This window comes from Pontibacter saemangeumensis, assembly GCF_039541895.1.
GTDB classification, from domain to species: domain Bacteria; phylum Bacteroidota; class Bacteroidia; order Cytophagales; family Hymenobacteraceae; genus Pontibacter; species Pontibacter saemangeumensis.
On the sequence record NZ_BAABHC010000002.1, the window covers coordinates 507,943 to 532,899 of the forward strand.

The 24,957-nt window shown below is 50.0% G+C and carries 26 protein-coding genes and 4 tRNA genes; 15 read left to right on the top strand and 15 right to left on the bottom strand.

The window, feature by feature from the left end; all coding sequences use genetic code 11:
- Nucleotides 1-3 precede the first annotated feature (3 nt).
- Genes ABD920_RS03615 through ABD920_RS03630 form a run of 4 tightly spaced genes read left to right on the top strand, consistent with a single transcriptional unit; the run spans nt 4 to nt 2,990 of the window.
- A complete protein-coding gene (locus ABD920_RS03615) occupies nt 4-384 on the top strand; it encodes a response regulator (RefSeq protein ID WP_345156824.1) in 381 nt (126 codons plus the stop codon).
- Nucleotides 385-660 (top strand): hypothetical protein, encoded by a 276-nt coding sequence (locus tag ABD920_RS03620; protein WP_345156825.1) that lies wholly within the window; start codon nt 385-387, stop codon nt 658-660.
- Nucleotides 657-1,418, top strand: coding sequence for an MBL fold metallo-hydrolase (locus ABD920_RS03625; protein ID WP_345156826.1), 762 nt, complete (start codon nt 657-659; stop codon nt 1,416-1,418). The genes ABD920_RS03620 and ABD920_RS03625 overlap by 4 nt, the downstream gene beginning before the upstream one ends.
- On the top strand, nt 1,419-2,990 hold the full coding sequence (locus ABD920_RS03630; RefSeq protein WP_345156828.1) for an NFACT RNA binding domain-containing protein: 1,572 nt from the start codon (nt 1,419-1,421) through the stop codon (nt 2,988-2,990). It abuts the gene before it with no gap.
- A 176-nt stretch (nt 2,991-3,166) separates the two neighbouring features.
- Here ABD920_RS03630 and ABD920_RS03635 read toward each other — a convergent pair.
- Nucleotides 3,167-3,248: transfer RNA gene (locus ABD920_RS03635), tRNA-Leu, on the bottom strand.
- Between the two features lie 298 nt (nt 3,249-3,546).
- On the opposite strand from ABD920_RS03635, the gene ABD920_RS03640 reads away from it, so the two are divergent.
- From ABD920_RS03640 to ABD920_RS03650, 3 genes are all read left to right on the top strand, one after another.
- Nucleotides 3,547-4,305, top strand: a complete 759-nt coding sequence (locus ABD920_RS03640; RefSeq protein ID WP_345156830.1) for an ABC transporter ATP-binding protein — start codon at nt 3,547-3,549, stop codon at nt 4,303-4,305.
- Between the two features lie 81 nt (nt 4,306-4,386).
- Nucleotides 4,387-5,751, top strand: a complete 1,365-nt coding sequence (locus ABD920_RS03645; protein WP_345156832.1) for a hypothetical protein — start codon at nt 4,387-4,389, stop codon at nt 5,749-5,751.
- Between the two features lie 129 nt (nt 5,752-5,880).
- Complete coding sequence (locus tag ABD920_RS03650) at nt 5,881-6,249, top strand: sensor histidine kinase (protein ID WP_345156834.1); 369 nt, start codon at nt 5,881-5,883, stop codon at nt 6,247-6,249.
- A gap of 10 nt (nt 6,250-6,259) precedes the next feature.
- On the opposite strand, the gene ABD920_RS03655 is transcribed toward ABD920_RS03650, so the two are convergent.
- The 3 genes from ABD920_RS03655 to ABD920_RS03665 form a co-directional block, all read right to left on the bottom strand.
- A complete protein-coding gene (locus tag ABD920_RS03655; protein ID WP_345156836.1) occupies nt 6,260-6,646 on the bottom strand; it encodes a response regulator in 387 nt (128 codons plus the stop codon).
- Between the two features lie 231 nt (nt 6,647-6,877).
- A tRNA-Lys gene (locus ABD920_RS03660) sits at nt 6,878-6,950 on the bottom strand.
- 141 nt (nt 6,951-7,091) lie between these two features.
- Nucleotides 7,092-7,167 (bottom strand) — tRNA-Lys (locus tag ABD920_RS03665).
- A gap of 181 nt (nt 7,168-7,348) precedes the next feature.
- On the opposite strand from ABD920_RS03665, the gene ABD920_RS03670 reads away from it, so the two are divergent.
- Nucleotides 7,349-7,975 carry an SH3 domain-containing protein gene (locus ABD920_RS03670; protein ID WP_345156837.1) on the top strand — a complete coding sequence of 209 codons (627 nt, stop codon included), beginning with the start codon at nt 7,349-7,351 and terminating at the stop codon, nt 7,973-7,975.
- A 65-nt stretch (nt 7,976-8,040) separates the two neighbouring features.
- Here ABD920_RS03670 and ABD920_RS03675 read toward each other — a convergent pair whose 3' ends face one another.
- Entirely contained in the window at nt 8,041-8,850 is an 810-nt protein-coding gene (locus tag ABD920_RS03675; RefSeq protein ID WP_345156838.1) for an SDR family oxidoreductase, read from the bottom strand.
- A 255-nt stretch (nt 8,851-9,105) separates the two neighbouring features.
- On the opposite strand from ABD920_RS03675, the gene rlmD reads away from it, so the two are divergent.
- Both rlmD and ABD920_RS03685 read left to right on the top strand, forming a co-directional pair.
- A complete protein-coding gene (gene rlmD, locus ABD920_RS03680) occupies nt 9,106-10,533 on the top strand; it encodes a 23S rRNA (uracil(1939)-C(5))-methyltransferase RlmD (protein WP_345156840.1) in 1,428 nt (475 codons plus the stop codon).
- Between the two features lie 128 nt (nt 10,534-10,661).
- On the top strand, nt 10,662-11,030 hold the full coding sequence (locus ABD920_RS03685; RefSeq protein ID WP_345156842.1) for a hypothetical protein: 369 nt from the start codon (nt 10,662-10,664) through the stop codon (nt 11,028-11,030).
- A gap of 247 nt (nt 11,031-11,277) precedes the next feature.
- Here ABD920_RS03685 and thiL read toward each other — a convergent pair whose 3' ends face one another.
- The 4 genes from thiL to ABD920_RS03705 form a co-directional block, all read right to left on the bottom strand.
- Nucleotides 11,278-12,303 carry a thiamine-phosphate kinase gene (thiL, locus tag ABD920_RS03690; protein ID WP_345156843.1) on the bottom strand — a complete coding sequence of 342 codons (1,026 nt, stop codon included), beginning with the start codon at nt 12,301-12,303 and terminating at the stop codon, nt 11,278-11,280.
- Nucleotides 12,304-12,691: 388 nt separating this feature from the next.
- The gene (locus tag ABD920_RS03695; RefSeq protein ID WP_345156845.1) at nt 12,692-14,812 is read right to left on the bottom strand and encodes a ComEC/Rec2 family competence protein; all 2,121 of its coding nucleotides are present in this window, start codon (nt 14,810-14,812) and stop codon (nt 12,692-12,694) included.
- Nucleotides 14,812-15,240: a GNAT family N-acetyltransferase gene (locus ABD920_RS03700; protein WP_345156846.1), complete on the bottom strand. Its 429-nt coding sequence runs from the start codon at nt 15,238-15,240 to the stop codon at nt 14,812-14,814. Before ABD920_RS03700 ends, ABD920_RS03695 begins: the two co-directional genes overlap by 1 nt.
- 345 nt (nt 15,241-15,585) lie before the next feature.
- Nucleotides 15,586-16,623: a PhoH family protein gene (locus tag ABD920_RS03705; RefSeq protein ID WP_345156848.1), complete on the bottom strand. Its 1,038-nt coding sequence runs from the start codon at nt 16,621-16,623 to the stop codon at nt 15,586-15,588.
- A gap of 98 nt (nt 16,624-16,721) precedes the next feature.
- Between ABD920_RS03705 and ABD920_RS03710 the strand changes: the two genes are divergently transcribed.
- The 4 genes from ABD920_RS03710 to ABD920_RS03725 all read left to right on the top strand — a co-directional run bounded on the left by ABD920_RS03710 (nt 16,722) and on the right by ABD920_RS03725 (nt 18,718).
- A complete protein-coding gene (locus ABD920_RS03710) occupies nt 16,722-17,498 on the top strand; it encodes an SAM hydrolase/SAM-dependent halogenase family protein (RefSeq protein WP_345156851.1) in 777 nt (258 codons plus the stop codon).
- A gap of 182 nt (nt 17,499-17,680) precedes the next feature.
- Entirely contained in the window at nt 17,681-17,971 is a 291-nt protein-coding gene (locus ABD920_RS03715) for a putative quinol monooxygenase (protein WP_345156852.1), read from the top strand.
- A 118-nt stretch (nt 17,972-18,089) separates the two neighbouring features.
- On the top strand, nt 18,090-18,623 hold the full coding sequence (hscB, locus tag ABD920_RS03720) for a Fe-S protein assembly co-chaperone HscB (RefSeq protein WP_345156853.1): 534 nt from the start codon (nt 18,090-18,092) through the stop codon (nt 18,621-18,623).
- An 11-nt stretch (nt 18,624-18,634) separates the two neighbouring features.
- A tRNA-Leu gene (locus tag ABD920_RS03725) sits at nt 18,635-18,718 on the top strand.
- A gap of 387 nt (nt 18,719-19,105) precedes the next feature.
- Here ABD920_RS03725 and ABD920_RS03730 read toward each other — a convergent pair.
- The 6 genes from ABD920_RS03730 to ABD920_RS03755 form a co-directional block, all read right to left on the bottom strand.
- Entirely contained in the window at nt 19,106-19,318 is a 213-nt protein-coding gene (locus ABD920_RS03730) for a hypothetical protein (RefSeq protein ID WP_345156854.1), read from the bottom strand.
- Between the two features lie 338 nt (nt 19,319-19,656).
- Entirely contained in the window at nt 19,657-20,199 is a 543-nt protein-coding gene (locus ABD920_RS03735) for a primase-helicase family protein (protein ID WP_345156856.1), read from the bottom strand.
- A gap of 284 nt (nt 20,200-20,483) precedes the next feature.
- Nucleotides 20,484-20,951 carry a hypothetical protein gene (locus ABD920_RS03740; RefSeq protein WP_345156858.1) on the bottom strand — a complete coding sequence of 156 codons (468 nt, stop codon included), beginning with the start codon at nt 20,949-20,951 and terminating at the stop codon, nt 20,484-20,486.
- 253 nt (nt 20,952-21,204) lie between these two features.
- Nucleotides 21,205-21,483 carry a helix-turn-helix domain-containing protein gene (locus ABD920_RS03745; RefSeq protein ID WP_345156860.1) on the bottom strand — a complete coding sequence of 93 codons (279 nt, stop codon included), beginning with the start codon at nt 21,481-21,483 and terminating at the stop codon, nt 21,205-21,207.
- 91 nt (nt 21,484-21,574) lie between these two features.
- Nucleotides 21,575-22,354, bottom strand: coding sequence for a hypothetical protein (locus ABD920_RS03750; protein WP_345156862.1), 780 nt, complete (start codon nt 22,352-22,354; stop codon nt 21,575-21,577).
- Complete coding sequence (locus tag ABD920_RS03755) at nt 22,347-23,642, bottom strand: site-specific integrase (protein ID WP_345156881.1); 1,296 nt, start codon at nt 23,640-23,642, stop codon at nt 22,347-22,349. Before ABD920_RS03755 ends, ABD920_RS03750 begins: the two co-directional genes overlap by 8 nt.
- A 58-nt stretch (nt 23,643-23,700) precedes the next feature.
- On the opposite strand from ABD920_RS03755, the gene ABD920_RS03760 reads away from it, so the two are divergent.
- Nucleotides 23,701-24,426: an IS1 family transposase gene (locus ABD920_RS03760; protein ID WP_345156864.1), complete on the top strand. Its 726-nt coding sequence runs from the start codon at nt 23,701-23,703 to the stop codon at nt 24,424-24,426.
- The last annotated feature ends 531 nt before the right edge of the window (nt 24,427-24,957 follow it).

Consider the following 24,957-nt stretch of genomic DNA (forward strand, 5'->3'; position numbering starts at 1 on the left):
CACATGGCTGAAAGCAAAACTATTTTGATCGCTGAGGATAGCTCCGTTATCCTCAACCTGACAAAGAAAATCCTGGAACTCCAGAAATACAGGATCCTGACTGCCAAAAACGGCGGCGAGGTGATCAAGCAGGTGGAAAACAACAAGATCGATGCAATTCTGATGGACCTGAACATACCCGTGAAGAACGGGATGGACTGCACCCGGGAAATCCGTGCGCACGAGAATAAGGAGATCGCCAGCATTCCGATTATCGCGGTGACGGGCAACGCCAACAACTACAGCATGGAAGACTTCAAGGAGGCCGGCATCAACGATTACCTGCCCAAGCCGCTGGACTTCGATGCGTTGGTGCTCACAGTGAAAAAGTACACAGCATCGTAAATGGAGTTAAAGTACACGCGGCCATTCTTGAGCAAGCTGGAGGACATCTTTGCGGAGTCTGATTTTGTGCTGCGCTACGAAAAAGGGAATTTTAAGGCGGGTTACTGCCTGCTGAAGGATATGAAGGTGGCCGTAGTGAACAAGTACTACAGCCTGGAAGGCAAGATTAACTGCCTCTACGATATCCTCCGCACCATTGCAGTAGACGAAAGCAGGCTCAGCGACAAGAACAGGCGGCTTTACCACGAGATTCGCAACCAGGAAAACGCCACTTGAGAATAACTTTACTAGGCACCGGCACCTCGCAGGGAGTACCCGTTATCGGGTGCACCTGCGAGGTCTGCCGCTCTGTTGACTACCGCGACAAGCGCCTCCGCGTGTCGGTGCACCTGCAGGTGGATGGCAAGAGCATCATCATTGACACGGGCCCTGATTTCCGGCAGCAGGTTCTGCGCGAGCGCATTAAAACGCTGGATGCGCTGGTGTTCACGCACGAGCACAAAGACCACACCGCCGGCCTCGACGACATCCGCGCCTATAATTTCTCGCAGCACAAAGACATGCCCATATACGCCGAGGAGCGCGTGCTGGAACAGTTAAAGAAAGAGTTCTCCTACATCTTCGCTGACTACAAATACCCCGGCATCCCGCAGGTGCAGCTGCACACGGTCCGGAACGAGCCTTTCGAGGTGGAGGGCGTGTCCTTCACGCCCATCCGGGTGATGCATTATAAGCTGCCTGTGTTCGGCTACCGCGTCGGCGACTTCACCTATATCACCGACGCCAATTTTATTTCCGAAGCGGAAAAAGAGAAGGTGAAGGGCTCGAAGGTGGTGGTGCTGAACGCGCTGCGCCAGGAGCCGCATATCTCCCACTTCTCGCTGCAGGAGGCCGTAAACCTATTGGAGGAGCTTCAGCCGGAGCAGGCATACCTGACCCACATCAGCCATCTGCTGGGGCAGCACCGCGAGGTGGAGCCGCAACTCCCGGATTTTATACGGTTAGGCTACGACGGCCTGCAGTTAGAACTATAAGTGCACCAGAACTACTATTTTTTAAAACAACTGACGCAGGCGCTGCGCCCCGTGCTGCAGGGCATGGAGGCGGTTACGGCCTTCAGCCAAAACAAGGACGAGCTGATCCTGGGTTTCGCCAAAGCGAAAGAGGAATTTTACATACGCGCCCTGCTTACCTCCCACTTCTCCTCCCTTTCCTTCCCCACCGGGTTCAGGAGGGCGCGTGCCAACACGGTGGAGCTGCTGCAGGCCCTGCAGGGCCAAACGGTAGAGGACGTGGTGCAGCACCTGAACGAACGCAGCTTTTATCTGAAGTTTACAGGCGGTTATATCCTGCTCTTTAAGCTGTTCGGCAACAGGTCTAACCTTATTTTATACCGGGATGGCCTCCCGCTGGAGCTGTTCCACAACAAGTTCAGCGCAGACGCCGAACTGAACCCGCTGGAGATGGACCGCCCGCTGCCGCAGCACTTCGACGCGTTTGCCGCCGCCCAGGGAAACCTGCGCAGCCTCTATCCCACCTTCGGCGACTTGCCGGCGGCCTACCTCCACGAACGGAACTACAGCCAGCAACCGCTGGCACAGCAGTGGGAGTTGGTGCAGGAGATGCTGGAACTGCTGGAGGCTCCAACGCAGTATTATATCATCCGGTTGGCGGGGAAGCTGCGCCTCTCGCTGCTTCAAGTCGGCGAGGTGCTGCATATATACCCCGGCCCGGTGGAGGCGCTTGATGCCTACACCCGGCTCTATCTATCTGAAACCGGCTATGAGCGGCAGTATGCACAGGCAAAGCAACAGTTGGAGCGCAAGCGGCATATAACCCACACCGTATTGGAGCAGTCGGAGCAGAAGCTGCAGGAACTGCGCCACGACCGCTCCTATGCCCAGACAGCCGACGTGATCATGGCCAACCTGACGAACATTCCGCCACGCGCCACCGAGGTGGAGCTATATGATTTTTACACCGACCAGCAGCGCGTTTATAAACTGAAGCAGAGTGAGACGCCGCAGAAGATGGCCGAGCGGCTGTACCGCAAAGCGAAAAACCAGCATGTGGAGGTAAAGCAACTGGAGGAAAAGACCGAGCGGAAACTGGAGGAGCTGATCGTGCTGGAGGATGCCCTGCAGGCGCTGGCTGACGTGCAGGAATACCGGCAACTCAAGAGCTTTTTGCGCGATTACAGCCACCTGCTGTCCACCAAACAGCAGGAGCAGCAGGAAATCCCTTTCCGGTTGTTCGAGGCGGAGGGCTTCCGGATACTGGTGGGCAAGAGCGCGAAGAACAACGATGAACTGACGCAGCGCCATACCTACAAAGAGGATATATGGCTGCACGCCAAAGATGTGTCCGGCTCCCACGTGGTCATCAAGCACCAGGCGGGCAAAGCCGTGCCTGCCACGGTCCTGGAGAAAGCGGCACAACTGGCCGCATACTACAGCAAGCGCAAAAACGACTCGCTGTGCCCGGTTCTATATACCCCCAAAAAATGGGTGCGCAAACCAAAAGGCTCCGCTCCCGGCGCTGTGGTGGTGGAGCGGGAGAAGGTGCTGCTGGTGAAACCGGAAAACCCATTCGAGAAAAACCGGTAGCTTTTTATTTTGTGCGTCTCTATACCTGCTTTAGAAAGCGCCTGTTGTTTTCACATCTGGAAGAGGCACAAAATTGTTCAGATAAATCAAACAGCTTGAATGGGCGGGATATAAAAGCAAAAAGCAGCGCGCGCTGCTTTTTGCTTTTAACTGATGAGGATTCAGTTCTTATGAAGTGCGCGCGGGGAGATTCGAACTCCCACACCCGAAGGCACCACCCCCTCAAGATGGCGTGTCTACCAGTTTCACCACGTGCGCAGGCTAATTGTGGTTGCAAAAGTAAACAGCCGCATGGACATTTGCAACGTCCTTTCTGAAAATTTGGCCCTTAATTCCTATCATAAGCGAAATATATCCGCCGGCGAACTTTATAGCCGCAACCGTGTTCTATATTATACAGAAACTGGTCCGGCTTAGTATAGCTACAAGTATAAACATTACAAGAACCTGCTCCTCCCGTTGTAGGACAATAATTGCTTTATGCTTAAATTTATACCCGTGCAGCACTGCAGGGCCGGCACATGGATTTTGAGCAGACAACTCGCACCATAAGCATATGAGCATAGAGATAAGCGGATTATCAAAGGCATTTGGAAAAAAGCATGTACTGAAAGACCTTGATGTAACCATAGACACCGGCCAGTGTTACTGCCTGCTGGGGAAAAACGGGGTGGGCAAGAGCACTTTCCTCAATTGCATTCTGGATCTGATTCAGCCTGATGCGGGCACCATCTCCCTTTTTGACAAAACCTATATGCTGGACCCGATCGCGGTGAAGCAAAACCTGGGTGCCCTTTGCGAGGATAATCCGCTCATCGAGGAGTTCACCGGTCTGGAGTATCTTAATTTCGTGTCCAGGCTCTACCGCCTTGCTCCAGAAGAGGCCGCACAGCGCATTGCCAGCCTAACCAACTACTTCTTCACAGACAGGGAATCACTCCATAAGAACATTGCCGGATACTCTACGGGCATGAAGAAGAAGGTGGGCATTGCCGCTGCCATTCTGCACAAGCCGCAGGCGCTCATCCTGGACGAGCCCTTCACGGGCCTTGACCCGATAGCCGCCCAGTTGCTGGTAAACCTGATCCGCAGCTACCGCAACGCAAACCGTGTGATCCTGATCTCATCGCACGACCTGAACTACGTGGAGAAAGTGGCCACGCATATTGGTGTGCTGAACGACGGGCAGCTGATGTACAACGGGTCGGTGCAGGAGTTTACCATGAACGGCGCCAATCTCATCGACCAGGCGCTGTTCCAGTTGCTGCTGCCGCACCACAACGCCGAGACGAATATGGATTGGATGCTTACTTAGTGAAAAGTTTAAAGTTAAGAGATAAAACCTCATTTACAGATTAACTCCTAATTCATAACTTATAACTCTTAGCTAACCTATATGGATGTATTGATTTTCTCCTGCCGTGCAAGGGTGGCCGGTTTTTTCCGCCAGAAGAAGGAACTGCGGGTACTGCTGCTGGCGGTGGGCATTGTGCTGGCGGGGGTATATAGCTGGCTGTTTTCTTACCTGTTGAAACTGGCGCATGACGGCGGCACCATTACCCAGAGCCCAGGCCAGGTGCTGGAATATGCGAACCTCCTGCTGCTGGCGGTCATTATCCTCAAAGGGTTTTTCCCGGCCTACGTACCAAAAGCCGAAGTAATACAACGCATCTACCCGATCCGGCCGCTGCAAAAATTCTGGACGGAGCTTATTGTGGAACTGGTCTCGCCGTTTTACTTTATCGTCCTTAATTTCCTTTTCCTGCTGTTCCTGATGGCCCCCGAGTATACGCTCGCGCATTTGCTGCAAAGCGTGCTGGTGCTTCTGACGGCACACGTCACCCTACGCACCCTACAGGTGTTTGTAGAGCGGAAAGTGCGCTGGCACCACAGCTATTTCTATATGGCGGCAGTAATGGCCGCTTCATTTGTGGCGCTGCAGGCGCGCGTGCCCATGTTCCGGCCCAGCAGTGAGTGGCTGCTGCTGGTGGTGCACATGGCCGCGCTGGGGTTCTTCATCACAGCCAATTATTTTTTAGAGCGTGCCGCCAACGAACCGCGCCGCAAGGTAGTGAGTTACAGCAGCACCGCCCGGCGCAGCCTGAGCTGGCGCCTCTTCAAAAACCACCAGTTGGCCAAGCAAATGCTCCTTTTCGGGTTGGTTTTCAAAGCCATTATATTGGCACTGGACGCCACCGCGTATATGAGAAAAGGGGAGCATATCTTTGACCAGATCCTCTCGCTATGGATGTTTGTTGGGCCGCTTGTCGTGTTTTCTTATGTATTCAACAACGTGTGGGGCTTTTACCGCAACCTGTGGCTCACGATCGAGCGCAGTAGCGGCAGTTACAAGGACTTTATCAAGGCGAGCCTGATGCCGCTGCGCGTGCCCCTGCTGATGGATGCCGTTCTGACCTTTTTATATGTCACCTTCTTTAACCACGAAAGCGCCTTGTTTATTGTGCTGATGTACATTGCCGCCATCCTTCTGCTGACCCCGATCGGCATCATCGCCTCTATCGTCAGCCCGAAGGCGGTGAAAGGCGGTATTTTCAGCTTCAGCGCCAAGACGTCTTACCTCTACAGTTTCATTTCGATAGCCCTGTTCAGCATGCTGTTTCTGCCCCGCATTCACCCGCTGCTGTACCTGCTCTATCCTTTGCTGATCGGTGGGGCCCTGTTTGCGCTGGTTGCTGTCCTGAAGGAATACCCTACCTACAAACACAAGCTTTTTGAGGCGCTATATAAAGTAGAAGCATAGCCGCTTTGGGAACATCCTGTATAAATCCTTTTATATGTCTTTTTATTTTAATGGGGACTGGTTGAAGAACTGATTTTCCGCACTTCTGGTCCAAGCACCTTCTTAACAGTTTCACGCCCAAGGAAGTCAATGCCACCCGACAAGCCCATCTTCCTGAACGTGGATGCCATGAAAATCCTGCAGGTGATGAACAACCTTGTTTCAAACGCAATTAAATTCACCCAAGACAACGGGTACATTACGGTATCGGTGGAAGAAGAGGAGGCACATGTCCTGCTGACGGTGGCTGACAACGGCATCGGTATACCAGCAAACGTGCAGCCCTACCTGTTCGATAGGTTCACCGTAGCCCGGAGAGCGGGCTTAAGAGGCGAGAAAACCACAGGGCTTGGCATGTCCATCATCAAAACCATCGTGGAGTTACATAACGAAGAGATCACGTTTGAGAGTGAAGAGGGGGTCGGCACTTCTTCCTATATAAAAATACCCAAAGAATAGCGCTCATGCATCACCCTAGGATGCGCAGCAACTCGTCTTTTTCCAGGGGCTTGTGCAGAAACGACACTACACGATACTTTTTAGCCCTTTCCATCTCCCAGAGATTATGGGAACTGCTGAGCAGGACAATCCTGGTTTCGCTTAAATCCACAGTTTCGAGTTTCCCCAACTCCTCCAGGAAAGCGAAGCCGTCCATCACGGGCATTTTTATATCCAACAGCACCAGTTGCGGAGGCTGCCCTTTCTCTACTGCGCCCTTGAAAAGACGAAGCCCCTCCCGCCCGTTTGGCGCGGTTAGGATCGCGTTGCCGATGCCCGTCTTTTTAAGCACACGCTTCGTCAAGAAGATGCTGATCTCGTCATCATCAATTACTAAAACCCTCTCTATCTGCTTCATTCAATCTGTGCGGAGCATTGTTGATGCCGTCTTGATTGCATAGCATACGCATAATGGCTGATTTAGACGTAAAATGCGGCGGTTTTGCCGTACAAATTCCTGACAGATGAATCAGTAGCCATCTGAAGCTGAAGGGAAAGAGAAATGCATGTTGCAGCTATATATAGTAAGAACAAGAAAGGCTGTCTACCTTGCGTAAACAGCCTTTCTTGTTCTTACTATTGATTGGTGTGATCCCGCTGGGATTCGAACCCAGGACCCATACATTAAAAGTGTATTGCTCTACCAGCTGAGCTACAGAATCAGTTAAATTCCCTTTGTATGGGAGTGCAAAAATAGGCGCTTAATTTTTAAAAACCAAAATTAATTTCCCTTTCTCACGCTTGCCTGGTGGCAGCAAGTGTGAATGAAAAAGCCTTCTCGCACTGAAAAGGCTTTTTCGTTTTGGTGATCCCGCTGGGATTCGAACCCAGGACCCATACATTAAAAGTGTATTGCTCTACCAGCTGAGCTACAGAATCTTTTTATTAACTTGCATATACAAGGGCGTTTCCCTGAATTGCGATGCAAAACTAACAGCTAAGTTTTTAAATGCAAAATCTTTGGTTCAAAATAAGTGCCTTTTTGGTTATTATTTCAGCCCTCTTCGCAAAACCGGCTTACGCTCAGGCAGATAATGCCACCCTTGCCACAGCAGATTCTTTGTTCCTGAACCAACACTACACCGAAGCGCTCCCCGTGTATGAGCAGATCCTGAAGGAGCGGCAGCTTTACTCGCCCCAGATGCTCCTGAAGATGGCCTATATCAAGGAAGGGCTGCGCGACTACACCGGCGCCATGTATTACCTGCATCTTTTTTATACGAAAGAACCCAGCCGGTCAGTTCTACGGAAGATGGAAGAGTTGGCGCAGACCCACCGTCTGCAGGGATACGAATACAACGACCTGCAGTTTTTCAAAACGCAGCTCAGCAAGCATTATATGCGCATCCTGGAGCTGATGCTGCTGGCGGCAGTGGTCACGGCCACCGTCATGTTTTTCAGCTGGCGCAAGGGCCACCAGTTCACAAACCTCTTCAAGGTCGGATTTACGCTGTACCTGCTGTTTATCTTATACTACATCAACTTCCTCGACTTAGGCGACGCGGGCATCATCCGCAACAACCACGTAGCCATTATGTCGGCACCCTCTGCTGGCGGCTCCTGGCTTGCAACCGCCACCGAAGGCCACAAAGTGCCCATCCGGGGCGAACAGGACATCTGGTACGAGATAGAGTGGAAAGGCCAGAAAGCCTACATCCGCAAAAGCAACGTGCTGGAATTGCCTTGATCCGTATTTCGTTTATCGTGGCTCGTTTTTCGGGAAGAGAAAAACGACACACGATAAACCAAAAACTATTTTCTCAGCGGCGAGTCCTTCTCCTTTGCCATCACATTATATACCAGCTTGTCGGTGAGCCCGGGCAGCCACTTGTTCAGGAACACAGTGAGCTTCCCCTGAAACGTCATCACCAGGTCCCGCTTGCGCTGGATGGTTGCTCTCAGGATACGCGCCGCCACTTCTTCGGCGCTCATCATATCCCCCTCCTCGCGCGGCGACTCGCCCTGCTGCTGCCCGTTGGCCGCCAGCGCGGTATTGCGGATATTGGAGGCTGTGAAACCCGGGCAGGCCACCATTACGTGCACACCCTTGTGCAGCAGCTCGGTGCGCAGCGTCTCTAAAAAACCGTGCATGGCAAACTTGGAGGCCGAGTAGCCCGTGCGGGCAGGAAGGCCCCGGTAACCCGCAATAGACGAGATCCCGATAATGGACCCTTTGCGCTCCAGGATATGGGGCAGCGCGTATTTGGTGCTGTACACCGTGCCCCAGAAGTTTATATCCATCACTTTCCGGATCACCTCCAGGTCCACCTCCTCGAAAAGGGCGCGCATCGAGATACCGGCGTTGTTGATCAGCACATCCAGGCGGCCGTATTTGGTAACGGCCTGCTGCACCATCTGGGCACACTGCTCCTCCACGCTCACATCCGCCTGTATCGCCAGGTTGTCAACCCCGGCTGCTGATAGCTCCTGCGAGGTCAGGGCGAGCCCCTGCGGATTGCGGCCAGAAAAAGCCACCTTCGCCCCTGCCCCGCCAAACGAAAAAGCCAGCGCTTTGCCTATTCCCGATGTTCCCCCGGTGATGAGTACTACTTTATCTTTCATGATGCTGAAGTCCCTTGATTAGCGCTGCAAAGATAAATTAATTGTTGGTTGCTGGTTGTTCGGATGGCGAAACTCTGCAGCTGCGGCAACCGGCTAGCGGGACAATTCTTCGATTCTTGCCAACTCACCTTTCCTATATAGAAACTGCCTCTTTATCTGCTGCATTCAAGAACGACGCACGGTTAAAACCGGAAGTGAACACAATCCCCGCTCCTACTCCCGTTTCTCCCCAAATTTGCCTAATTTTGCACCACCGTGAGAAACAAGCATAAGAAAAAGAAATTTGAGCTACTCGAGAACATCCGGATCGAGGAGATGGTGGCGGAGGGGAAATGCCTGGCGCGCCATAACAACATGGTTATATTCGTGGCTGGCGTGGCCCCCGGCGACGTGGTGGACCTGCGCATTACGCGCCAGAAGAAGAGCTATCTGGAGGCACAGCCTGTGGCTTTCCGCGAGTACTCTGCCTTGCGCGTACAGCCTTTCTGCGAGCACTTCGGGGTGTGTGGCGGCTGTAAGTGGCAGCACATCAGCTACGACACCCAGCTGCACTACAAGCAGAAGCAGGTAAAGGACAACCTGGAACGCATCGGCAAGGTGCCGCTGCCGCCCTTCGAACCGATTCTGGGGTCTGCCAAAACACGGTATTACCGCAACAAGCTGGAGTTTACCTTTTCCGGCAACGGCTGGCTTACCAACGAGCAAATCAAGTCCGGGGAGGAGTTTGACCGCAACGCCCTGGGTTTCCATATACCCGGCCGCTTCGACAAGATCCTGGACATCCGGCACTGCTACCTGCAGCCCGACCCGTCGAACGCCATCCGGCTGGCGGTGCGGGCATATGGACGGTCGCACGGGCTGGACTTTTTCGACGTGGTGAAGCAGCAGGGCTTCCTGCGCAACCTCATCATCCGCACCGCCAATACTGGTGAGCTAATGGTGATTCTGCAGGTGTTCCGCAACGACAAAGAAGCCATTGAGGGCATCATGCGCCACCTGCAGGAAACATTCCCTGAGATCACCTCGCTGCAGTACGTGGTGAACGCCAAAGGCAACGAGACCTACCACGACCTGGACGTGGTGTGCTTCCACGGCCTGCCCTATATACACGAGGAGATGGAAGGCATCCGGTTCCGGGTGGGGCCGAAATCCTTTTACCAGACCAACGCCGACCAGGCGTACGAGCTTTACCGCCTGGCGCGGGAGTTCGCCGGCCTGACGGGAAACGAGCTGGTGTATGATTTATATACCGGCGCCGGCACCATCGCCAATTTTGTGGCCAGGCAGTGCCGCGAGGTGATCGGGATCGAATACGTGCCCAGCGCCATCGAAGACGCCAAAATCAACTCCCAAATCAACAACATCACCAACACCACCTTCTATGCCGGGGATATGAAAGACATCTTATCGGATGAACTGGTAGCGCAGCACGGCAGGCCCGATGTGGTGATCACGGACCCGCCGCGCGCCGGTATGCACGAGGATGTGGTGGAAAAGCTGCTGCAGGTGCACCCCGACCGTATTGTGTACGTAAGCTGTAATCCGGCTACACAGGCGCGCGACCTGGAACTGCTCTCCGTTAAATATGACGTGGCCCGCGTACAGCCCGTGGACATGTTCCCGCAGACGCACCACGTAGAGAACATTGTACTGTTAACAGCGAAACAAGACGCAGGACGTTAGACACAAGATATAAGAATTACTTAGTTACTGCATTGGCTGGCAAGTAAAATATGATACGTCATCAGAAACTACTACATGAAGAAAGTCCTGTGTCTTATGTCTTGATACTTGAGTCCTAAAGAAAAAATATGGAAAACGATCCGGAATTAAATGGCAAATACCTCGGCACCATCTCCCAGGATTTTGTGGTAGTGGCCGAGACTCTGCGGGAGGCATCGTACCAGGTGCGCAAGCGCAAGATCTCTGATTACCCGATCTTCGTGTTCAGCCGGACACAGGTGCCGGTGGGGTCTCCGTTTCTGGCAAAAGAAGAGGCAGCGCTGGAATGGCATATCAACGCTTCTTATTTAGAGGATTTCGTGCAGCGGCAGCTGGTGATGGAAGACAAGATAGAGGACTTCAAAGCGGCCTACAAAGACCCGGACGAATACTGTTGCCTCTTCGTGGTAGACGAGGACTTCCAGAACTTTGTGTTCATACCGTTTCCAGAGGACTGATCTCCTGGCAGCAAAGGTTATAGCCCATATATAAAAAGGGAAGCTGAACGGCTTCCCTTTTTATATATAACCTGAGTTGCGATATACTTACAAAGTCGAAACATGACCCACCCCCGCCCCTCCGAGGAGGGGAATTTTTCATAAACGGAATTTTTATTCCTCTCTTGGGAGGGGCAGGGGTGGGTTTTCACTTAGCAGATTTATATATCGCAACTTGGGTTATATAATCAGACGTCAGACTTGCGCCCTAAAAATGCCTCCATCCCTGGGCGTGCAGCGGGAACGACTGGCCTTGTTTATTCGCCAGGTTTACACCTTCGCTGGCCTCGGTTATTTTCCCGATAATCGTGATGTCCGGGTGATTTTTCACTTTGTCATAGTCGGCCAGCGGGATGGTGAACAGCAGTTCGTAGTCTTCGCCGCCGTTCATGATGCACGTGATCGGGTCGAGGTTAAACTCCACCGCCGTCTCCAGCATCTGCGCATCGGCAGGCAGGTTGTCTTTATATACCGTGGCGCCTACGCCCGACTGGCTGCAGATGTGCATCAGTTCCGAGGCCAGCCCATCCGATATATCAATCATGGAAGTGGGTTTGATGCCCAGTTCCTTCAGCTCATATACCACGTCCATCCGGGCCTCGGGGCGCAGCTGCCGGCCCACGATATACTGTTTCTCCTCAAGCTCGGGCTGCATCTCCGGGTTCGCCATAAACGCCTGCTTCTCCCGCTCCAGCACCTGCAGCCCCATATAGGCCGCGCCCAGGTCGCCTGTCACGCAAACCAGGTCATGCACTTTGGCACCGCTTCTCAGTACGGCCTCGCCTTTGGCCACCTCGCCTATGGCTGTGATGCTGATCACCAGCCCCGCACGGGACGACGTCGTGTCGCCGCCCACCAGATCCACGTTGTAGCTCTCGCAGGCCAGCCGGATACCCTCGTACAGCTCTTCCACGGCTTCCACCGTGTAGCGCGCACCCAAGGCAATGTTCACGGTTATCTGTGTCGGGCGGGCATTCATGGCGGCAATATCCGACACATTCACGGCCACGGCTTTATATCCCAGGTGCTTCAGTGGGCAGAAGGTGAGGTCAAAATGCACGCCCTCCAGCAGCATGTCAGTCGACACCACGATCTGCTTCTCCTGCGGCTCCAGCACTGCCGCATCGTCGCCAATGCCCTTGATGGTGGAGGCGTTGCGCAATTCGATTTTCTCATTGATCCGCTTGATCAGGCCAAACTCACCAAGCTCGCTCAGGGGGGTATATTCGCTCATTGTTTTTCCGTTTTGATGTGCAAAGATACGGAAATTGAGGGAAGAAGTATTTCAGGTAATGCCACATGCTCTTGGAGGTGTACCGGGTCCAACCACCCCTGCCCCTCCTTGTCCTTTTCGAGGGACCCTAACCCAGGAGGGGAGTCTGCCTTTGCCAAGGCAAAGTTAAAGCACCGTATATGCTGCTTTAGCTAAAGGGCATCATATAAATTAGAGGTTATATATAATTGGTTTGTGCCCCCTCTCCTGTTTTTAGGAGAGGGCTGGGGAGAGGTAAAACTCCCCTCCTGGGGGTAGGGGCCCTCGAAAAGACAAGGAGGGGCAGGGGTGGTTGGAAACAGGATGTAATATTGTCATGCAGAAGCTATATATACATTATCTCCAAACCTCACCTCAGTTTCACCACAAAAGCGCCAGAGTCCGCGACGTCATAATAGGCAAGGCCGAGGGTGTCCAGTTGCTGGTGCAGGCGACGGCGGTACCAGGGGCTGCTGGAGGCATCGAGGATGATCTTGCCGGCGGCATAACTTTGAAGGTCCTGTGGCCTCAGGCGGACGTTTTGGCGCAGCAGCAGGTAATCTACGGGCAGCGGGGCTTTCGACTGCAGCGCAGGAGGGTGCGACAGCAGAAGCAGACGCTGCCCCCGCCACACCAGCAGGCTGTTGCTGTCCGGCAAAACACTGTAAGCATAGGTTGCCCGCCCGGCAGGTTCAGCAGCGAGAGCGGCGAATTCCGGCTGCAGCACACCCAGCTGCCAGAGGTGGGGCTGCACGTTATAGGTGTAATTACTTTCGTCCTGCTGCAAAACCGAATCAGCCAGTACTGTGGCCTGCTGCCCCTGCACCAGCGCCAGCCCGGTTACACCGCGCAGGTTATAAAGGGTGAGCAGCGCCTGCTCCTTTTGCTGCAGCGTCTCCCACATCGCCTGCCCTGAAAGCACGGCCACCACGGCCGTCGCCAGGGCAAAGTAGCGCAGTTTCCGGAGCGCCAGGAACAGGATCAGGAAGAAAAAGAACCCATATAGCAGCCACGTCTGCAGCTGTGATATGTCGAAGCCGTTCAGGAGCGCGTACGGCAGCCGCTGCACCCACAGGTTAAAACCGTTCATACACCAGATCAGGCCGGCATGCAGCGAAAACAGCAGCCAGCCCAGACCCGGCACCCAGCTAAACACTATGGCAGCCAGACCGGTATATAACACCGCCGTGGCGAGGGGCACCACCACCAGGTTCGCGAACCAGAAGTAAACCGGGAACTGGTGAAAGTAAAACAGCCCCAGCGGAAGCGTCGCCAGCTGCGCGGCCACCGATACCGTAAAGTAAACCCACACCTTGTCCAGCAGCCAGTTGTTGATCTCCAGTAGTTTATACAGGCGAGGCTGCAGGTACACGATGCCCAGCACCGCCAGGAACGACAGCTGAAAACCGACCTCCTTCAGGTTATAGGGGTTCCAGAGCAGCAGAACAGTGGCGGCAACGGCAATGGTGTTGTAGATATTCGTCTGCCGCTGGATGGCGGCGGCAACGGCCACCATGCTGAACATGACCACCGCCCGCAGCACCGACGGCGACAGCCCTGTCAGGAAAGCATACGTCCATAGAAAGGCCAGCACCAGCACGGCCTGCAGCACGCGCTGCCGCCTTACCGGCGGAAAGAGGCCCAGGAGCCACAGCAGCACCAAGTATATCAGGCCCACGTGCAACCCCGACACCGCCAGCACGTGCATGGTGCCGGTGCTGGCGTAGGCATTCCGGATGGCATTGTCCAGCTCGTCTTTCACCCCCAGGATCAGGGCGGAGGATATGGCGTACTCCTGCCCCTTCCCTACCCGCTCCCGCAGCAGCTTGTCTATGTTGCGGCGCAGGCGGATGCTGGCAGCTAAAAGAGGATTCGGGGGCGCGGTCGCTATTCTCCGGAACTGCAGCGGCTGCAGGTAATGACGGTAGTAGATGCCCTTGTTGGCGAGGAACTGCCGGTAATCAAACTGGTTGGGATTGGCCGGGGCCTCCACCCGCTGCGGCGCCCCTCTTACCAGCATTACATCGCCGTAACTCAGCTCATAGGCCTTGTCGCTGTCGTGCGGCACCGAGATTTGCACCTCGCCCTCGGCCTGCTGCCACTGGCCGTTTACCTGCACCTGCTGCACCTGCAGCACCGTGTTCTGGTAACCGGGTTTCTGGATGATATAATCCTCCACCACGCCTGTATAATAGGCCGGGGATTCCGGGAGGTGCAGCAGGTGCTTCGAATTGTTTGGGGCCGCGTGCCATTGTGTAGCGACGTAGCCCATGCTCAGAAAGCAGAGCAGTCCGAGCAAACCGGCGGCATTGGTAACCGGGATTTTTCTGGCTTTTCTCGCGTAGAACGCCACTGCTATATAGGTGAGCAGCAAAATGGCAAAAACCTCCGTGCTGTAACGGAAGTCTTTGCCCAGGATAAAATACAGCAATATGCCAGCGATCAGGCTCAGAGTGATCCGGATAAACGGGTATGGCGCCCACTGCAGCATCAGCCTCTGTACACCATTTTGTAGTGCTGTATGTCGCACTCACTGAACAGATCACCTTCGGTATCGAAGCCGTGGCGCTTGTAGAAATTGACAGCCGGCAGCTGCGCGTGCAGGTAAATCACCTCGTCAGGGTGCTCCCGCTGCACATCCTCCAGCACCGCCTTCAGCACCTGCGCCCCCACATTTTTATTGCGGTAGTCGGGCAGTACGGCAAAGCGCTCCAGCTTTACGCCTTTTTCAGTGGCGCGCCAGCGCGCCGCGCCGCAGGGCACCCCATGGTATATGGCCAGGTAGTGATGGGCTGTGTTCTCATACTGATCGTACTCTGCGTCGCGCGGCACCTGCTGTTCCGCCACAAATACCTGCTCCCGTATCCGGAAAGCCGTTTTCAGGTCCTGCTCCTGCTCTATGCGCTTCAGTTCAATCATATATAAATAAGGCGATGAAATTTATTTTCAGATATTAAATAACCCATTTGCGATATACTTACAAAGTCAAAACATGACCCACCCCCGCCCCTCCGAGGAGGAGAATTTTTCAGAAACGGAGTTTTTTTCCCCTCTTGGGAGGGGCAGGGGTGGGTTTTCACGCAGCAGATTTATATATCGCAAATGACTTATATAGTTGGTTCTCGCTGGTGACAGCCTGTTGGTTTATATAGACCTCACACTGTTTTCGGGGCAGCTTGGGCTATATATAAATCCTATTCCTACTCACATAAAGCAAAAAAAGAGGCGCAAGTGATTGCGCCTCTAGTGTCATTTTGAAGCTGGTTACTCCGAAAGCCTTGCTCTGCTGCGCCGGTCGTACGAAGGCCTTTCGCCATCCTCCGATGTCCTGGCCTCATCGCGGGCAGCGCGGCGCTCCTCTTCCAGTTTAGTGTAGGCGTTCACGATGTCGCGCACCAGCCGGTGGCGCACCACGTCTTCGGCGCTCATCTCCACAAAGCCGATGCCTTTCACCCCGCGCAGGATGTTCAGCACTTCCATCAGGCCGGAGCGCTGGTTGCGCGGCAAATCCACCTGCGACCAGTCACCGTTCACCATCACTTTGGCGTTGGGTCCCATACGCGTCAGGAACATCTTCATCTGGGCGGGCGTGGTGTTCTGCGCCTCATCCAGCAGCACGAACGCGTTGTTCAGCGTGCGGCCGCGCATATAGGCCAGCGGTGCAATTTCAATGATCTTGTTCTCCTGGTAATACTTCAGCTTCTCTACCGGGATCATATCCTCCAGCGCGTCGTAGATCGGGCGCAGGTAGGGGTCCACTTTCTCTTTCATGTCGCCGGGCAGGAAACCGAGGCTCTCGCCTGCCTCCACCACGGGCCGGGAGATGATGATCTTCTTCACCTCCTTGTTCTTGAGGGCGCGAACCGCCATCGCCACGGATACGTAGGTTTTACCGGTACCAGCAGGCCCCAAAGCGAACACGAGGTCGTTTTTCTCCACCGCATCCACCAGCTTCTGCTGGTTCGGGGTCTTGGCCTTGATCACGCCTCCCTTGCTGCCATATACAATCACATCCGGGGACGTCACAATCACTTCCTCGTCCGTAAAAGCATCGGCCGACAGGTATCTATTTACACTGCTGTGCGTAATCTTTCCGAACTTGTGGTAGTGGTCAATCAGGGACCCCATTATTTCATGGATTTTGGTAATCTCGGGAGTCTGGCCCTGAATCTTGATCTCGTTGCCCCTGGAGATGATTTTGCTGCTCGGGAAGGCAGCGGCCAGCTGTTTGATATTCTGATTCTCTGTCCCCAGAAAATCAATCAGAGAGATATTCTCTAAGGTTATTACTTTCTCTACCAAATTATTGCTCCTGTATATAGTATGTGGGTAATGTTTCTTTAAATTAAGTAAAATATGTTTACATTTAATACAAATCTATACAGATTATAGTTCGTGCTATGGCTCTTATTACGTTTACTTCAGACTTTGGGTATAATGACCATTACGTGGCTGCTGTGAAGGCCCGGATACTGTCTCAGGACGCGCAGGCCGCCATTGTGGATGTGTCGCACGCCATCGAGCCGTACAACATCGCCCACGCCGAATATGTGCTGGGCGCCGTGTACGGCGAGTTTCCGGAGGGCACCGTGCACCTGGTAGCCGTGGACACCCACGGCAGCAAGCAGGGCAGGTTTCATGCCGCCCAGTACAAAGGCCACTATTTCCTGCTGGCCGACAATGGCCTGCTCTCGCTCCTGACGGAAGGGCAGCCGGAGCTGGTGGTGGAGCTGAAGACCGACAGGCCGCTGATGCCCTTCCCGGCGAAGGACCTGCTGGCGCAGGCGGCGGTGTACCTGGCCGGCGGCGGCGACATCGAGGTGCTGGGCGAGCGCACCCGCAACTTCCGGCAGCTGCTGAACCGCCAGCTGCGCCTCAACGACCATTCCATCACAGGCCACGTCATTCATGTTGACCGCTTCGGCAACCTGATCACCAACATCACCTCCGACAGCATCGACACCATTGCCCACGGCCGCACCTTCACCGTGCACTTCGGCCGCGAGACGGTGGGCCGCGTTTTCCCGAACTACACCCAGGTAGACGACGGCGACTGCTGCTGCATCTACAACAGCCAGGGCCAGCTCTGCATCGGCATCAACAAAGGCCACGCCGCCGAACTCCTCGGTCTCGGATTCGACTCGCAGGTGGACGTGCGCTTTTACCCGGGAAGTTAAATTAATTGTTAAATGGTTGAATTGTTAAATTGTTGTTCCTCTATATGTAACATGTATTAAAAAACTTAAGAGGAGTTCAGACAAACTGTTTACTAAGCAATACCTACCCCCAGTAAAACAATTCAACAATTCAACAATTTAACAATTAACAATTCAACCATTTAACAATCCAACAATAAACCATGATCGTTCGCATCGTCCGGATGACGTTCAGGCCGGAGAAGACGGAGGAGTTCCTGGAGATTTTCCGGGATTCGAAAGCCAGGATACGCGCCTTTGCCGGCTGCCAGCACGTGGAGCTGCTGCAGGACCTGCACCAGCCAAACGTCTACAGCACCTACAGCCTCTGGGACTCGGAGGAGCACCTGAACGCCTACCGCGACTCGGAGCTTTTCGGGCAGGTGTGGCCGGCCACCAAAACTCTTTTTGCCGCGAAGCCGCAGGCCTGGTCGCATGTGCAGGTGGCGATATAAATACCGCGCAGCGTGCGCAGGTCTTTGCTGTTTTTAGAACAATCCCCACCCTTTTGCTGTACCTTAGCCTATAGAAACTGCCATTGCCGTGCAGTTATATATAAAAGCTATCAGACAAATGAATTACTTCGAGATATACGATATACCGGAAAGCTTCCTGCTGGACGAGAAGGCGCTGAAGAATACCTACTACAAGCTGAGCCGCGAGTACCACCCCGACTTTTACGCCAACGAGCCGCAGGAGAAACAGCAGGAGATTCTGCAGCTCTCCACCCGGAACACCAACGCTTACCGCACGCTCGCGCACCCGGACCTGCGCATGCAGTATATCCTGCAGCAGCACGGGCTGCTGCAGGAAGGCAAGAACAACGAGCTTCCCTCCGACTTCCTGATGGATATGATGGACCTGAACGAGGAGCTGATGGAGCTGGAGATGGACTTCGACGCCGACAAGTTTCATGAGCTGGGCGAGCGCAGCAGCGGCCTGATGGCGCAGCTCGACAACGACATTCTGCCCACGCTGCAGCGCTACCCCGAGCTGCACGGCATCACCAAAGAGGAGGCCCTGCAGCAGGTAAAAACCTACTACCTGAAGAAAAAATACCTGTTGCGAATTCAGGAAACATTATCTAAGTTTGCAGCTCGTTCCTGACAGGGAAACATGCCCGGATGGCGGAATTGGTAGACGCGTTGGTCTCAAACACCAATGAGGTTACACTCGTGCCGGTTCGACTCCGGCTCCGGGTACTTTATAAACAAAGTAAGCCGCTGGTAATCAGCGGCTTACTTTGTTTATTGGTGGCAGAAAAGGTGGCAGAACTTCTAATGAAACTGATTTGATTCTTTTAACCATTAGGTAAATTTCCTTCTAATAAAAGTAATTGTGTAGGCTGCCTGTTTCTTTTTACTTTTACCTAACCGTTGATCTGTTGCTGTTATCTCGTAACATCCTGCACTAAAACAAATAAATTACCCAACACACTTTATTAAGCTTGTTGACAACTGTTGAAGTGTTGACCTTAAGTTGAACCGTTGACAGCCAGTTGACAAAATGTTGGCTCTTTATTAAATGAAAACTCTCTATATATATAATAGGTTAACCTTATACATCAGAGAGTTTTCAACTTTCAACAATCAAAGCTCTATCTTTTCTATAGGTATCGCATAATACCTACCCTTTCTGTTTGCAGCGTGAGCAATATGCTTGCTGCTTTCATTCCCATCTGGCACCTCAATCCAAGTATAAAATTTGTAAGAGCTATTGGTTGGTATAAGCTTCCACTTATCCAGCACTTTTTTGATATCACCAGCATCAAACTTCATTGAGCTTCCAGATGCGTTAGACATTAGTTTTGCAATGTCAGTAGCAGTAAGCTTTAGCCAAGCAGAATCTTCTCCTTGTTATTTCAGGTCTTCATTAAAATCAAGAAAATATTCCTTCACTGCATCAATTATCAGTTGCTCAACTCCGCTCCTGCTACCATTCATTGCTACTTCCAAATCTGGAGTCCAAATGTCATCAGGTTTATGCCACATCCTAGATAATGGGTTAGGTGTATGCATTCTTCTGTTTATAAGATGGAACATAAAAGCAGGAACTTCACGCTCTAGCTCATCTAATAAATTTACATTATCATTACTTAAAGGCTTAACATATCTAACCCAGTACCTGATCTCTCCTTCTTCTATAGGCAGGAAGTTAACGACGTTATTAGATGCGAAGATAAACTTACCAAAGAATTCTGTTTCAACTTTATCCTTCTGCTTAGCCTCAGTTTTGAAGGTTTTGTGGTAGACAAATTCTTTATTCTTTCAACTGCTTTCTTACTGTCTATGAAAGTCTCATCGATACAAACCAAAAGTTTTGAGGTCCAATCACTATTAAATCTTCCTTCAACATCCTCACTATTAATTAGAGTCACATTCTTCCCAAAAACTTGTCGTAGCCAATTCAAAAAAGTTGTCTTTCCTGTATTTCTTTCAACAGAGACTAAGCAAAGGACATATAACTTCTGCAATGGCTGCTTGTACAACAACTGTAAATAGTCAAGTCCTATTTCATACTGATCTCCAAAGATGTGCTTCAAGAAAGCTTCTGTTATAGGAAATTCTGCAGCTTCCTCAGAAGGATGGTGTTTAAGTGTTTCATACTGATTATAGCAACCTTCCATATCCCTTTGGTACTTTATGTGTTCAGGCCTAACTACAAATGCTTTGTACTTTGGCATCCTGGTACATATCTCTTTAGCAGCTTTCCTACCATAATCATCTTCAATGGCTGTTCTAGTCCACGCATCAAGTCTCTTGCCTAAGTATTTCCCAGGTGTTGCAGCCGGTATATTAATCTCACGATAATAAGTAGTACCTACCTTTACATACTCTTTACATATTTCATCAATTTCATCTATACCAACAGCATTTTCAGAGTTTTGGCTTTCGTTTGGTTGTGGTTTAGAAAATGCTTGGTTAAAGGGTTAGCTATTGGTTAGCTCAACGGCTGCGTTGGCTTGCTTCATGAAGCTACCCTCCTTTCTAAAGATTTATCATTTCTGATAATCGCTTGATCGAAATACTTTATTTCATTCTTTAATTCTTGTTCTGCTTTTTCACACAGCTGATTAATCCGCTGCTCCGTTTTGAACTTAACCTGCTCCTCAATTTCAATCTTTTTGGTAACCGAAAGAATGTTTAGATACTTGTTTAGTCTCCTTACTTCATCCTTTAGCTTGCATATTTGCTGCAGGTAAGTAGACCTTTCATGATCAACTGTTATAGCTCTATTAAAGAGAAACTCTAGCTCATTATAAGCATCCATATAGGCAGTTATCTTCCAATCCCACTTCTCAGCGACAATGGACTTACTATATGCTGATACTTTGTACCTTTCATAATCTCTTCGATCATCTATTAGAGTTTGATTAAGCTGCTTTAGAGTTCCTCTTATAGCTCCCTCTAATGGAAATATGTAGGACTCTTTCATAGGATATTCCTCAAAGAATTAATGTTTATAGCCTTGTTCTTAGCAAGAGAGCACAGACAAGCTTGTTCTACAAAACCTATAGCACTGGAAAACATCTGTACAGTGAACGTTTCGAAAAGTGTGGTGAGTTGATAATATATTATCTTTGTTGTTAACATATTGTTTTGAGTTTGCTTATTGTTAAGCTCAACATGAAGGGCGCTAATGGCAGTTAGCGCTCTACTTATTTAACCCTATGATCAAATGTTATACCCTACTTGAACATATCAGGATTCTTCTTCGCTACCTCTAGCAGCTGATCTCTAAAATAGAAGACTGTCCTTCCTACCTTATTGACTGGAATTTCCCCTTTGTTTTGCCACCTAATAATAGTGGCAGGCGTGACTCCAAATAATGCCGCAGCCTGCTTTTGGGTTAGCTTTTCCCCAGCCTCTTTTTTGCCTTGAATCTGGTTGTTCTTGTAATACTTTTCAATGTAGTCATCCAGCTCTTGCTTGGACATTGTAATAACTACCACTTCATTTTTCACCATAGGTTCTTTTTATAAATACCTCTCTTTACCATTGTTAACACATTTTATTTTTTGTAAACATTACATAAAAAAATTAAATTTATTTAAATAATTATGTTTTTAAGCTTAAAAGCTTCATTTGTAATCCTTTTGCTTTACTTATTAATATTAGTACTTTATGCACTGCAGAATCAAGCTCAGGATGTATGTATTTCTTATCAGACAAAAATTGAACAAAACTCAAATACATTTCATTTTTAATCCAATACAGCATATAACTATTACAATTTTCTAAACCATATTTTGTTTGGCCAGTATTCTCTATAAGAAATTCATCAATATGTCGAATAGCTACTTTATAGGGTACCAAAATTTTATCACAGAGAATATCTTCGTTAAAATCTTTGTTCTTACTACCAATTAGTTCAAGGCCATCTAGTATTAAATTAAAAGGCAGTTCCCAATTAATTATTTTATTAATAATTTCCCAGTTCCCTCCTAGCATTCCGATTAATTGTTTCTTACCTGAGATATCTATATCTTCATAAACTTTAGATGTAGCTATCTCATATAATTTAGTAAAATCTTTTACTGAAAATTCCTCTCTTTCAAAAGGATCTAAAAATGTAATCAAATCTTTCATGTAGCTACACTCTAAAAATAATGCTTTGCCTACACCTTTATCTTTGTTAGCTAGTGCTATCTCAAATTCCTTTTGTGTCATTTGAAGCTCATTTTCTTTCAAATCGACAAATTTGTGAGCTCTACTGCGTATTCTATTTACCTGTCTTTTTACTGTTATCTGAACATAAACCTGACTTATAGTGGCATCAGTATTATTCGCCTTGGCTACACTTTTATTCAAATAGTGTTTAACAGTAATTTTACCCATTGCTTTTCTGCTTTTGCTCGCGTGCTTTCTTGTTCCAGGTGCGGTCTATTTCTTTCGCTTGAAATGAGTCAGCAATATCTATATATTTGTTAAAACTGGCATCTTTCTTATGACCAGTCATACTTTTCAATACTTTTAGGTTTACATTATCCTCTACAGATAACGTAGTAAATGTCTTCCTGGCAGTATGAGAGGTTATTAACTCGTGTTTAGGTACTGTAATTATAGTAGCCTTACCCCCTGAATACTTTGTTATTGTTTCCATCTTGTCAATTCCTGCCTCTTTACAGCAATCCTTAATAAGTTTATTAAACTTAGGCTCAGAGATTTTAGGTAAAGGATAATACGGCTGGCTTTCATACTTCTTCAATATATCCAGCGCAAAATCATTAAGGTAAATCTTCAGCTTCTCTTTAGTCTTTACAATCGTCTTTGTAATAACACTACCTTGTATGTGACTTGCATTGAGAGCATTTAGGTCAGAGTAGCGTAAGCCGGTGAAACAGCCAAAGCAATAAATATCCCTGATCCTGCTGAGTCTTTCATCCTGGAAGGTGTAGTCCTTGAGCTTCATCAACTCATCAAACGTCAAGTAGATAATGTCAATATCCCTTCCAGTTGCTTTAAACTTCTTATATACCTCAAACTTATTGTATCCCCTTTCATGCGCCCATGTTAGGAAAGTCTTCAAGGATGCTACCAATACAGCAAAATAGTTATCCAGACAGATTTTCTTATGGTTCGCAGCCCTCTCTATAAAAGCATACCGTTGAAGTTTATCAAAGAATTCAAGGTTGATGCTGTCAAAGCGCATATCATACTTGGTGTAGCTCTGAAATTCCTTAAAGAAATTCAGAGCAGTATTATGCTTCTTATAGGTTCTCTCAGCTTTTGTTGATTTATAGGACTCTGTAAACTCAGTAAACACTTCGAATAAGGGCCTATTTCTGACAAGGGAAAGAAAGTTTTCGTTTAGCTGGTTTTCTACATACTCTTTTGTCAGCTTTATGTCATGCAGCAAAGCATCATTAAAGATGTCTCTAACTTTGGCTTGATACTTATCAAGCACAGCATTATAGACTTCATAATTATTGTCAGGCTCACCTTTCAAAGGAGGTTTTAACCTGCTTTTGACATCGCTCCAATGCTTCTCTCTTGCTTTAATCTTTAGCTGTTTCCTTATTCTGATACCATCAAAAGTAAGCACCATCATTACAGGGCACTCACTGCTCCTGTTCTTCTTGCTCTTTAATAAATTAAAATTGGGTAGTCCTCTAAAAGTAATGATATAACAAAAAAGACCGCAGTAGCGGTAAGATTAGGTGTCGAATCTAACTTTTACCCACATGAACAGGTCATGCTACTACTGCGGCAGTGTGAATATAGTCAAAAACGGGAGAACCTACTACGGCAAAGCCAGGGGCAGGTGCAAGGACTGCAGCAGGCAGTTCGTCTTCGAGCGGCGGAACGGGAGCCTGAGCCGGGAGCAGAAAAGGCGCATCGAGCTGCTGCTGCTCGAGCGCATCTCCCTGGAGGGCATCTGCCGGGTGATGGAGATTGCCGCCTGCCACCTCTACCGCTACATGGATGAGCTCTACGGGGAAGTGCCGCAGGACCTGAACGCGCAGGTGGCTTGCAAGGCCGAAATAAACCTTAGGTGCTATGAGTGCGAGAGCGATGAGTTGTGGAGCTTTGTCGGCTTCAAAGGCAACAAGCAATGGCTGTGGGTGGCCCAGGACAGGAGGAGCAGGCAGATTGTGGCCCTTCACCTGGGGGACAGCGGCGCAACGGGGGCAAAGGGGCTGTGGGAAGAGGTGCCCGAGCGCTACCGGCGGCAGGCAACTTTCTTCACCGATGAGTGGGAGGCCTATAAAAAGGTGATACCGGCGGCAAGGCATGTAGCCGCCGCCAACAAGAAAGAGACCAACCATGCCGAGAGGTTCTTCTGTACCCTCAGGCATAGATGCGCTCGACTGGTGAGAAAGTCCCTCTCCTTTTCCAAAAGGCTTGAGAGGCACCTGATGGCAATCCGTTTCTTTGTGGCTAACTATAATCTATCATTACTTTTATAGAATTACCTAAAATTGATGTTTGCCATAGGCCTCAGATATATTTACGCCTTTAACGACTATCACTACTAATTGTTTACAAATATATATTTATGTAAACATTATATCCAAACGCTTACTCATAAATATTTAGATATTATTTTATATAAATTGAAACTTGTTATTTTGAAGCACCTACGAATCTGGAGCTTTTTTATATATTTGAGTGATAATTACGCACTAATAAATATTTAATGAAATGCATTCGGTGGCATTCTATCCCTCTATTGATAAAAAGCACTGTAAAAACCTCCTCGTGCTTTTTCAATGAATCAATTTCCGGAACAGGTTGCCCGCGACCTTATTGATAAGCTAATGACAGCTTCCGAATGGGTAGTTCACGTTAAAAAAGTTTTCAAACTAACTGCCGCTGTAGGTGTAGCTATCTACTTTAGCCTGGCTGATAAGTAATTTTATGAACTGTGCTAAAAAGCAAGTGTATCTGTGCTTTTATTCCAGCAGCTGCGTTCAGCATTGCGCTGAGTAAACCTCTCC